The 12,693-nt window shown below is 28.9% G+C and carries 8 protein-coding genes; 7 read left to right on the top strand and 1 reads right to left on the bottom strand.

Features of this window, described 5'->3' with window-relative positions; translation table 11 throughout:
• Positions 1-847 precede the first annotated feature (847 nt).
• The 7 genes from HY987_RS04515 to HY987_RS04485 all read left to right on the top strand — a co-directional run bounded on the left by HY987_RS04515 (position 848) and on the right by HY987_RS04485 (position 12,004).
• The gene (locus HY987_RS04515) at positions 848-2,287 is read left to right on the top strand and encodes a cobalamin-dependent protein (RefSeq protein ID WP_292756061.1); all 1,440 of its coding nucleotides are present in this window, start codon (positions 848-850) and stop codon (positions 2,285-2,287) included.
• 130 nt (positions 2,288-2,417) lie between these two features.
• A complete protein-coding gene (locus HY987_RS04510; RefSeq protein ID WP_292756059.1) occupies positions 2,418-5,702 on the top strand; it encodes a helicase-related protein in 3,285 nt (1,094 codons plus the stop codon).
• Positions 5,703-5,711: 9 nt separating this feature from the next.
• Complete coding sequence (locus HY987_RS04505) at positions 5,712-7,553, top strand: hypothetical protein (protein WP_292756057.1); 1,842 nt, start codon at positions 5,712-5,714, stop codon at positions 7,551-7,553.
• Positions 7,534-8,367 carry a phospholipase D family protein gene (locus tag HY987_RS04500; RefSeq protein WP_292756055.1) on the top strand — a complete coding sequence of 278 codons (834 nt, stop codon included), beginning with the start codon at positions 7,534-7,536 and terminating at the stop codon, positions 8,365-8,367. Before HY987_RS04505 ends, HY987_RS04500 begins: the two co-directional genes overlap by 20 nt.
• Positions 8,368-8,376: 9 nt before the next feature.
• Complete coding sequence (locus HY987_RS04495; RefSeq protein WP_292756053.1) at positions 8,377-10,896, top strand: hypothetical protein; 2,520 nt, start codon at positions 8,377-8,379, stop codon at positions 10,894-10,896.
• 12 nt (positions 10,897-10,908) lie between these two features.
• Entirely contained in the window at positions 10,909-11,367 is a 459-nt protein-coding gene (locus tag HY987_RS04490) for a YkvA family protein (RefSeq protein WP_292756051.1), read from the top strand.
• 34 nt (positions 11,368-11,401) lie between these two features.
• Positions 11,402-12,004, top strand: a complete 603-nt coding sequence (locus HY987_RS04485; RefSeq protein ID WP_367146876.1) for a helicase C-terminal domain-containing protein — start codon at positions 11,402-11,404, stop codon at positions 12,002-12,004.
• A 181-nt stretch (positions 12,005-12,185) separates the two neighbouring features.
• Here the strand turns inward: HY987_RS04485 and HY987_RS04480 are convergent, their stop codons facing one another.
• Entirely contained in the window at positions 12,186-12,557 is a 372-nt protein-coding gene (locus tag HY987_RS04480; protein ID WP_292756049.1) for a DUF2283 domain-containing protein, read from the bottom strand.
• Between the last annotated feature and the right edge of the window lie 136 nt (positions 12,558-12,693).

Raw genomic sequence — 12,693 nt, 5'->3', positions numbered from 1 at the left:
TGCCATTTTAGGTGAAGATTTTTATTCTGAATTTAAAGGTCTGAGTGATCGGTTTGAACGATTGTCCAGTAAAAATGTTGACACTAATTTAGACCAGGAAGGCAAGAAATATGTGGATATTGCCATTGAATTCAAATATATAACAGGGTAATGTCAGCGTAAGGCTATTGAATTTGATATTTTCAAGCTTAATGAAGCTGAAAAAGTTAAGAAAAAGATATTTTTAGTTTTCATCAGAAAAGGGAGTATGAGCCCTGAGAGATACGAAAAGATTATCAATTATTTAGGCAAGATGAAAGAAGAATCAAAAGAGATATAGATGGATGTTATCGAATATGAAAATGACTGGCAGGTTTTATTTTCTTAATTTTTTGGTTACGCCTATTAATTAGCCATTAAGATGTTTTTAATGACTACAATTTGAGTTTATAAAAAATTATCAGAATAACAATATTAAACAACATCTAATAAATTAATTCAAGGCTTGTTATTCAAAAAAGGATAATTAAAGAATTTAAATTTTTTTAATAGATGTACCAAATTATATCTCCTAAAAGGTCAAAAATCATTTGAATGATGATATTAATATAAATAAAGATATTTATTTATCAAAAAGAACCTTTATGATGATAATGAATGGGTAACCAATGAATTTAATATAAAGGATTAAATCGGGAAAACTTCAATGTCCAATTTTTATTTTAAAAATGAATGTTTTTCCTAATGGAAATTTTTATATTATTCCCCAAGCAATATTCCTATGTCAAGTTATGGGGGTTTATTGGAGGGTTATTACTGAGTGTTGATAATATCTAAGATATATAGCTATAAATCGTGGTGAAGAATTTTGAAGAAAAATTTATCGCAAGATAAAACTTTTAAAAAAGTATTGTTGATACAACCGAATTTTCCTATTCCAAAAAAAAGTCATAATCATAAAGATTTTTTACCGATAGGTCTTCTTAAATTAGCATCTTATTATAAAAATAAGGGTTATGAAGTAAAATTAAATAGATTAAATTCTAATTTTAAGAGTAACATTGATCATTTCAATTTTAAACCTGATTTAATATTAATAACCTCGTTATTCACTTATTGGTCAAAATATGTAAAAGAAGCTGTAACTTTTTGTAAAATTCATTTTCCTACAGCTAAAATTGTAGTTGGAGGGATATATGCATCTTTGATGCCAGAACATTGTAGAAAATATACGGGTTGTGATGATGTCTTTGTTGGTGTATGCGAAGATGCTGAAGATTTTGAACCTGATTATTCATTGGTAAATGTTGATTATCAAATACTACACACTTCTAGAGGTTGTATTAGGAAATGTTCATGTTGTGGAGTTTATGAAATAGAACCCACCTTTAAATACAAAAAATCTATTCGTGAAAGTATCTTAAAAAGAGAGAAGTCACGTAAAAAGGATATACAAATAGTAACAGACCAAATTTCCATCAAAACTGCTTCAAAAATAAATAAATTGTTAAAAAATGTAATGGATAGAGAAGTTGCTGAAATTGTAAATAATATACTTTCTAAGGAAATAACCAAAGAAATAGAAAAAATAAACCGGAAAAAGAGTGCAAAGATTATCTTTTATGATAATAATCTCCTAGCAAATTCACATATAAAAGAAATTCTTGAAGAACTTGTTGAACTGAAAAAACAGCGTATAATATTAAATTGCGAGTCACAAAGTGGATTTGATGGTAGAATTCTACTCAGATCTCCAGAATTAGGTGTTTTATTAAAAAAGGCTAATTTTATAAATCCCAAAATTGCATGGGATGGGCCATTTTCAGATAAAGAAAAGATAAAACGTCAAATTGATATATTAATTGATTCTGGATACCAAGATAAGTATATCTCTGTTTTCATGATATTTAATCATGATCTGAGCTTTGATGAGATGGAACGAAAAAGGATTCAATGTTGGGAATGGAATGTTCAAATCACAGACTGCAGATTCCGACCATTAGATCAAACATTTGATAATTATAATCCTTACGTAAAAAAACCTCAATCCCGAAAAGATTACTATATTCATCCAGGATGGAACGATAAGTTAGTCAGATTATTTAGAAGCAATATCAGAAAACATAACATCTGTGTAAGACAGGATATACTATATTATTCAGCAGATATAGAAAGAAAAAGGATAAAAAAAGAAAAGGCTTCCAAATATAAAAAAATGGTGTTTGATACTGCTAAAAAATATGTTAGCGATGCATGGGATCCCTCAGTAGTTCATTATGATGTTTATCCAACAAAAACCTCTAAATAATAGTATCTTGAATTATTCAAACTTAAAACAAATTCATATATTTAATCAATATATTTAATCAACCCGAATATCACGATTAAATAAAAAGTTATTTATCATACTTATTAGAAATTTGTTTTGGGTGAGCAAGATGTGGAATTACGATAAATTCGGAGATATTTTAGTTAATGATGTGGTTTCAAAACTTAATGGTACTCATGACGATTTTCAGCGATTTCAAAGCCCTGATAAACCATCAAGAAATATTATTTTAGGCACATTAAGCGATAAGACTAGATTAGACTACTCTGAAGATTCTGGTGATGTCATTGAAGAAAAACGCACCATAAGCAGTGTCAAAAATAATAGTCTATCAATTAAATTCTTAGTTAAAGAAAATTCAACTTTTTTTGATATTCAACCTTCGTTTTCAGTTTTTTATAGAGTAGTTCCAACATTTGAAGAACAATTAGACTATGTAAACAATAAATATAAGAAAATTCCTAACAAAGTTGAATTAGCACCTATTTGGAAACGGAAGGATCTAGAATTTCATGAAATACTAATTGGAATAGAACAACCTTATAATGAAGAATATTTAGACTTTGATGAACACATTCTATCAGTACAAAATGACCCTGAAACATTGGGAAGGTTAAGATCTATCTCTTCTGATAGGGTTAAAAATGAGTCAGAATATAATAATGAGCTTATTTCTAATGGCAATGTAGGGATTCCCAATTTCAACTGGCAATGCAAAGTTTTTGTAACCGTAGAAGACTTTGTTCAGTCTGATGAAAATTTAAAATTAATTGAAATTGGAATTGTCAATTTAACTGATATAGTATCAAAAAAAGAATCTAATTATGAAACATTTCTTTTTAATTCTCAATTAGAGATTAACTTAGGGAACATTAAAATTGTGCCATTTGACTATAAATATCAATTTGAAGATTATCCTCGAAATTATGGAAGCCCTTTCAGATGTTTAAACTGCCATGCGACACTTAATGAAAATAAAATAGTCACAGAGCATTTTGCAAAATTTAAACAAAAAAAAGTCACTCCCAGAACTTCTATTGATGATATTTACTTAAATTTTGATGAATTGAGTTCTGATGAGGGAATTAATAAATTAGACGAACTTAGTAGAAAAATGGATGATTACTGTGAAATATATCAAAAATCTCCAAAAATTACCGATTCTTTATATTCTGAAAGTCTTAAAAATTTTTCCGATGTTACAAAAAGGTTCAACAAAGGATTAAAAACTTTAAAAAGTGATGAAAAGGCTTTTTTAGCTTTTAAATTGATGAATAAGGCATTTTTTCTTAATGCTAATAAATATACAACCTGGAGACTTTTCCAGATTGTTTTCATTGTATCGATTATAAATGATATTATTGATGAATCATCTGGAAGGGATATTTGTGAAGTTTTACATATTATGACTGGTGGAGGAAAATCTGAAGCCTATTTTGGTTTAGTAATATTTTCCGCATTTTGGGATCGTTTATCTGGTAAAAAATTTGGTGTTACAGCAATAACAAAATTCCCGTTGAGGATGTTGTCAATACAACAGTTACAAAGGATTTCTAATTTATTTATTTGGGCAGAAAAAATAAGATCTGAAGAAGATATTGATGGTGAGCCTTTTTCTGTTTCTTATTTCGTTGGAAACAGTGATGATTTTCCAAGTGATCCATGTGAAATTTCGAAAAAAATTAGGAATGCATCTTCAAAAGGTGTTGATATCCCCGGAAAAATTATAGATGTTTGTCCATTATGCAATGATGAAGTAATCATGGAAATAGAAGATGATAAGGAATTTATTATCCATAAATGTAAAGGTTGTAACGAAACTTTTCGTTTGTTTTTCACCGATCAGGAAACATATAGATATCTTCCTACATTTATCGTAGCAACGGATGACAAATTTGCAGGAATAGGTCTTAATAGACGTTTTAAAAACTTATTTGGCGGAAAATTAGATAGATGTTCTTATCATGGATTTATCCCTCGAAATGATCGTTGTGATGTTAATCTTGATGATAAATGCAGGAAACACACAAAATTTAAATGCAATGCCGAAACGAATCCTGTTAAAATAGATTTTAAAACGGGGCCAACTTTGATAATTCAAGATGAAATGCACTTGATTAAGGAAGGTTTTGGTACAATTGACTCTCATTTTGAATCACTGATTGAAACACTTCAAGAAGAACTTTGCGGCTATAAATTCAAAAATATTGCCATGACTGCAACAGTAACTGGTGCAAAAAATCAAATTGACCATTTATACCACAAAAAATCTCGGATTTTCCCTGGAAATTTATCTGACGATTATGAAAATGATTTCTTTTTTACATATGAATATGATGATGACAAAAATCCTATATCTCAGCGACAGTTAGTTGGACTTAAACCAAATTTAAGAGACAATCATTTTGCATCTTTACTTACCCTTAAACATCTTTCAGAATTCATTGAAGCTGTTGAAAATGACATTGAAACTTTTTCCCATACTAATGACTTCAAAAACGATGAATTGGTTGAGATAATTAATAACTATAAAAGTATTTTGACTTATCATAATCGAAAAAATGATGCTAAGGCAATGAGGATGTTTTTGGATACGGTTGTTAATTCAAAATTAGATAATTATTTAATTACTCCAAAAGTTTTAACTGGTGATAACTCTCTTGATGAGATTAAAGAACTTATCAATCTTGTGAATAATTATTATGAAGATCCTAATTCAGATAAAAAAACATTATTATCAGTTTTTGCTACTAGCATAGTCTCTCATGGTGTTGATATTGATAATTGGAACATAATGGTGATTCAAGGGATGCCACGAAATACTGCGGAATACATCCAGGCATTAAGTAGAGTGGGGAGAAAATATCATGGAATTGTATTTTTATGGTTTTATCCAAACAGATCAAGAGATTTAAGTTTTTATCAGAATTTTAATGGTTATCATCAAATATTAAATCATAAGGTAGAAAGCGTACCATTATCACGTTGGGCAAAATTAGGATTTAAACAAACAATCACTTCAATGTTCAATGCAGGTATACTAAACTATATTTCAGATATTATTGGCTCCCCTATTTATAAAGTGGCTGATGTTAACGATGTTTTCGGTTCAATTGAAAGAAGGAATGAATTAATTCAATTTATTCGGAAGGCCTATGTTTTAGATTCTTCTATGATTGGAGTTGAGTATTTTGACAAACAAATAAGCTCTGAAGTAGAATCTAGATTAAATTATTTGGCAACCTATACTGGAAGGCAAATTTACTTTTTCCCTAATGCTTTGAAAGATAATCTAGATAAATATTATAATACTCCGACAGGAATGAGAGGAATTCAAGATCAAGTAACATTGATACCTCATGAAAATGAATATGGGTTTTATCAGAAAATTTAGGGTGTAAAAATGAATGATAGTTCTCTCAGATACTCAAAACCTGCCCATAGTGCTTTATATAAAATCGTTAAAAATTTGATCGTCACATCCGAAAATCATTCTTTTAGAGTTAATTATGTATTTAACGATAAAAATGATGATAATTTACATATATATAACGAAAAAAGGTTAAAAAAAATAGTATTTGATAAAATATTCCATTCATTTAATCTTCGAATTGAATCCAAAAAGCTCAACTATGATAAACTCTCATCTAGGGACATTGACAACTTAGAAATCTTAAAATATAAATTTGCTGATCATCAGGATGATAATCAGTATAGTGGAAAATATGTTCTGTATCCTAAAACCTTTATCTGCAAAAAATGTGGAGATTATAGGAATTTAAGAAATAGTCAGGATCTAAATACATTTAATCCGAATAAATGTATGATTCCAAATTGTCATGGAGAATATGAGCAATTAGAGATCTTGTTATACTGTGAAACGTGTGGGATTATTAGACCTCTCACATACTCATGTGGTGATCACCCTATAAAACTTCTTTGGGATAAAAAAGATTCTTTGAGTACTTGGAAGGCTGTTTGTGATAAATGTTGGAAGGAGGGACGAGTTAAACCAATAGACATTTTTAGATTTGAATGTTCCCATGAAGAACAGGGCGAAAAGATTTGTAATAAAGATAATAGTAAATTTAGTACATTAACAGTACGTGAGGGTGGTGTAAGTAACCCTGTTGTTCTCACTATTGTTGACATACCTGAAACGAATTTTATTGATATTGACAATTTAAAGTACATCTTAGTAGGATTGTACCTTAATAAATTTTCATCACTTGTTGAAAAAGGATATCCTGTTAGTTTAGAAGATATTAACAAATACTATCATCTTTATAACTTTAATAGTGATGATCCGATGGTCAATATGGATAAGCTTAAGGATTACTTTAAAGAATTAAACAGAATTACATCTAAACTCAAAAACGAATATTCTGATGTTGATTTAGAAAGTTTCAATGATTATTATTCCATAAAAGGCATATTTTCAAAGGGGGAAAATCAGCATAGGATGGATAAAACTACGTTCCAGGATTTTATTGAATCTAATCTAAACCGAACCAAAAAAGAGATATTAGAAAGAAATTTTATGGATCTTAAATTTGAATTTGGTATTGAAGATATCACATACATTTCTAATATAAATCTTATTTCATCTGCAATTGGTATAATAAATGGGATTAACAAGTTTTATGAAAAAGACTTTGTTCCACATTTTACACCTATTTGGAAAGATTTTAGAAAGAAAAAAGATTATCATGTTTATTCTTATCCTTTTGAGACTGAAGGTATTATGATCGATCTCGATAAAATTAAAGTTTGTGAATGGTTAATAAAAAATCAGTTTTTGGATGCAAAGATTCCAGATAGTGTGAAAGATGCCACGGAACTTCTTCTAAAAATTAAAAAAGAAGAAGGTGCTTATAAAGAACTCCAAACGTTATTACACACATTATCTCACATATTAATCAGGCGTTCACCTTTACACACAGGTTTAGACAGTGAATCATGCGGTGAATTGATATTTGTTAATTCTGCTGCACTCTTAATTTACTCAACTTCTGTAATTAATACAGGTGGATTTTCATTTGTTTTTGAACACTCCCTTTTTGATTGGTTTAGTGATGTTAAATTAGAATTGAATGATTGTACTTTAGATCCTACTTGTATATTTGAGAAAGGAGCCTGTTTTTCTTGTATGTATGTTCCTGAGTTTGTTTGTTATGATTTCAACCGTAATTTAGATAGAGATGTTTTTTTAGGGAAGAAAAGATATGAATTCAGCTATTGGTAAGAACACAATTATTACTCATGGCGAGTATTATGATTTATTTATGGATTTAATTGCCGTTTTTCAGGATAATCGAGAAATTAAGATAGATCAAATAGTTAATTTGTTAAAAATTAAATATAATGAAGAAGAAATCAAAGTTTCATTAAGATATTTAATATCTAGGGAATTCCTTGTTTACAGTGATGAAGGGGGAAAATTTCAAAATAGAACTGTAATATTAGATAAAAAACCCGTAATATCTTTAAGAGAAGATGAAAAAAACTCAGGCCCATTTATAGCTCTTACATTACCTCCTTTTAATTATTTTGGTTTAAAATCCTCTTTTAAAAACCATGATATATCTATAAATTACATTAAAGATGAAATAAAAAAACTTTTTATGGAGGCAAATGATTCAATTTATATTTGTTCTCCTTTTCTTGATTTTGAGGGGATTAAAGATTTTTTGCCGTTATTAGTTCATAAAAATAAAAATGGTGTAAAAATAAATATTATTTCAAGACAAATTAATAAAAAAGATAATAATAGTAGATTTGATGTTGTTAAACCTGTTATTAAATATTTTAAAGAGAATAAATGTGATGTAACAATTAGGAATTACCATTATCAATCAAAAAATTACATTGAAAGTAGTACTCATGCAAAGTTTATCGTTGTTGATAAAAAAAGTGCTTACTTGGGGAGTGGGGAGTTAAGAAAGAATTCATTTGAAAAAAATTTTGAGTTAGGTCTTATTTTGGGTAGTGTACATGCAAAAGAATTGAGTGTTATTTTTGAAGAAATTTTTTCGATTTCTAGTGACATTAATGAGTAGGTGATAAATTTGATTAAATGGCATGAAAAAATACATGAAATCCTGGCATACGACCCTTATTGTGACGAAATGGATTACTATGATAATAATAAATTATCAAATAAACTAAGCCCTATTACCAACATCTTTTTGAATACTTTCATAAATACTCTTGAAGATAAAAATCTTATTATATTCATTCCTGATTTCATGTTAAGACCTATTCCATTACTTTCTTATTTTTATTCCTATTTAAACAAGAAATCTGCCCTAATTTTCTCACAAAAAGGTCAAAGAGTCAATGAAAGTCCAATTGATTTACATATGAGAAATTATTACATGCTAAATTGGCAGGGTGAATATCTGTTTTATGACATCCCGATTGGGTTAATGACTAATAAAGATGTGAAGGCTGAGTTTTTTTTCCCGAGAATTCATAACAGACATTTAAAGCAAAGATATATTTCACGACAAGAAGACAATTTCGTTGATAACAACAAATCTAAAATATTATTATATCATGATAATAAAGGGAACAAGATTTTTAAAAGTATTAAAAACTTGATTATTGATAAAAAAAAGATACAAAGCGATTTAAAACTTGATTTAGGGTTAATAATATTCGAAAACTTAGATAGATTTATTTATTCTGATTATACTTACCGTATCTTTTTAAAGTGGTTGAAAGAGCTTTTACCTAAAAGTACTAGATTTATTTTTCATTTTTCTAATCCTCGACAAATGAAATATATCAATCAACTGAAAGATGCAACAAACTCTTTAGTATTGCCATTTACAACAAATCTTCTTCAAAATAATGAGGAAATAAAAATAAAATCTTTAAAATATTTTAATTTGGAAGAATGTCGCCCTATAATCAATCTTTTGAATAGATATAATGTTGATTTGCCTCGTTTTTATCAAGATAATAAGGAAATTGAGATTTTTGATCCACTTGAATCTGGTAATATTGATGATCATTTTGAAGGAGCGCAAAATATAACTAGAGTTATAGATGACAAGAAGTTGATTAATAAACGTGCTTACTATACAGCATGGAAAATGTTAAATATAATGTCCGATTTATCCATCAATCCATCTAGATATAAAAGTATATCTAAAAATAATGATTCTTGGCGTTATTATAGTATTCCTGAGATAATCGAAAATCTTGAATTTAATCTCGAAAAAGAGCATGAAAATAATCAATTGCCATTAAAAAGATTTATATCTGAAGTTAATTCTGTTTATGAGGAGCTAAGTCAATGTAAACGTTTTTCAGAAAAAAAGTCTTTTTCCAGAATAGCTAAAGACTATGAATTAATTAATATTGCAAAAAACATTGATGATCCTGAAAATACCATCATTGCAACATATTCCGCTTTAGAAAAGAGAATTCTAAGAGAAGATCTTGACAAAATAGGTCTTAAAGCTGTTAATGTTGAAGATATCAATTGGATTTCTTACAAACATTTTGATCGTTCAGATAAAAAGCTTATTTTACCGGGTGCTTTGAAGACTAAAAATATGTTAGAATTATTTTTGCCATATAAAGAAATAAAATTCCTTGCTTATGAGGGCTTAAATGAAAAACGAATTAAAAATCAAGTTGACTTAGCTTCTACGTATTCATACGAGGAAGAAAAATTCTCGATGAATTATGTATCAGAAATATATAGTTTTATTGATATCGAAAAAGATGGTGCATTCTTCGAAGATTTCTATAAACGGAAAAAAATATACGAAAAAGATGAAGAGATAGAACAACCACCCATTCAGGATAGTAATCCTTTTGAAGAATTTAAAAACAAAATCTTTAAAAAAGCCTATTCTTCTGAATATCAATCAGAAATTGAATTTGTAGAAAAACAAATCGATGAGATTGAATCAACCGATGCTGAAACTGGATCATTTGATGAATATGCCGAATTTTTATTATTAAGTCTTAAAAATGAGCGTAAATATCGTAAGAAGTTAAATATGGGAAAAACTTACTTTTATTTAAAATCATTAGGGGGTAACGTTTTTGAAGGGACTCCTAAAATGTTTAAACCTGGAAATTTCATTGTAATTTTGGACGATGATGATCAAAAATCCCTTTTACAACTAATTATTGACATATTTGACTTAGAGGAAAGTGTTAATAACAAATTAATTGAATACTGGAAATATGCTTTCATGAAGTTCATTAAACACCAAAAGATTTCAGAAAATGAACTTTATAATCGTTATTTGGATTTAGGGGGTCAGAGAACTAAGGCTGCTGTACGAAATTGGGCTAAAGGATCTGTTTTAGGACCTGATGATCCAAATGATTTATTGATAATTGGAAAAATTATTGACAACCAAGCCATAATAGATAATTATAACATGATGAATTCTGAAATTGATAAAATCAGAAATATACACAGAATTACAGGTCGCAGACTTAAAACGATAATTAAAAAAATAATATTTGAGCGTGACGATTTAGAACCTTCTAAATTAAATTATGAAGAATATTTATTCTATGAGAAAGTTAAAAACGGAATTTATAAAATATTAGAATAACCAGGTGGAATAATGAGTTTTTTAGAAGATTTTGAACATGATGAAGTAGATGATGTAAATTTTAAAGATTTCTATGATGTTATCAGAGAAAATCTTGATGCATTCGAGGGGGAATATGAGGCATTTATAGATTATGGGCCTGACCTTTTTAAATTATTGACTGAAATACTAAATGAAGAAATTATAGGTTCAAAAACTAGATTAAAAGTGTGTGCAGCAATAGCTTATTATGTTGCGCCGTTTGACATCATACCAGAAACAATATATGGCCCTCAAGGATACATTGATGACATATTTGTCTGTACATTTGTTTTGAAAGAAATCGAGTCTGATATGGGAATTAAATTTTTGGAAAATCTTTGGGAAGGCGAAGACGATTTAAATTATGTTCTTGAGGAGGCTTATTCAAAATCTAAAATAGTAATAGAAGATCAAATTGAAGATATATTGAAATTTATCGGTATAATATAGTTTGCAATGTAGTTTATCTTAGCTTTATTGTTTTATCAGAGTATTTGGAATTTCAAATATTAGTTACTTTTATTCCAAAATCATTGCAGTAAATAAATATATTGAAGAAACTAAACCCCGCTCTATCCCCACCCTTAAAAAGATCCTGGAAAAACACCCTGAAGATAAGGGTTTGATACATACCCATAGTCATAAGTTAGCCACCTACATCAGTGAAAACTTACAGGATCCACGGGTAATCATTTACAGCCCCCACCGTAATTTGAAAAGAAGCCCGAAAAGAGAGGTGGTCATCAGGAAATTCGTAGAATCCGAGGAACCACTGGTACTGGTGGCTCCCAGTGTAGATGAAGGGGTTGATTTCCCTGATGATCTGTGCCGTTTCCAGGTTATCTACAAAATGCCTTTCCCCTACTTAGGGGATAAACAGATCATGACCAGGATGAATCGAGATGGCTACTGGTATGCATACAAGACTGTGGCCAGTTTAGTTCAGGCTTATGGTCGTGGTATGCGTAACGAAGAGGATTACTGTGACACCTACATTTTGGACCAGGATATTTACGGTGTCCTAAGGGAAAAATGGCGTAAATGTTTATATTTCATCCCTGAATATTTTGAAGAAGCTATTTTATGAAAAATTTCATTATTCAGGAATTAATATCTCTAAAAATAAAAATCAATCATATGTATATTGATTAATTATCATTTATCATTCCCTAAATTACCAGCAAATACCAGTAATTGTTAAGAATATACAGTAAATCACTGCTCCTTGAAGAATAAATCATTAATGATTAAAATAAAATAAATAAATTTTAAGCTACCGCATAACTGGTTTGCATTGTTGGTAACTCAATATCATTTATGGTACCCACATTAACTGGTACTTCTTCTTTCTTGTGATGTGTTGAAATGATGAATTTGGCGTTTAAAGTTATTTTATCGGTTTGGATATAGATCTTCATGTCCAGTGCAAAGTTTCTTAGTGCATAGGGTTTGACATGGAAATATTTAGAAGCATCCAATATTTCTAGAGCTACGGGAATGTTCTCTGAATCAAAATCAAGTATTATGTTATCTGCTAATTCTATTGATTCTTTGTATTGGTATGGGTCCACAACACGAAGATAAAGTGTGTCGGACTGTTTATCATACTCATTTATCATTTTAAAAAAATGTTTTTCCACCTTTAACGCACCCTTCTTTTTACTGATTGTTCATATGTAGTTACAACTTTTATATTTTTTGTGGAATTTTTATCAAATTCTATTACAATAATTAAATCATAATTTATTCTAAGGCCGCCCTGTTTATAGTAAAGCC

Source organism: Methanobacterium sp. (genome assembly GCF_016217785.1).
GTDB lineage: Archaea > Methanobacteriota > Methanobacteria > Methanobacteriales > Methanobacteriaceae > Methanobacterium.
The sequence above is the reverse complement of the archived record's forward strand: the minus strand, read 5'-3'. Positions and strand labels throughout refer to the sequence as shown.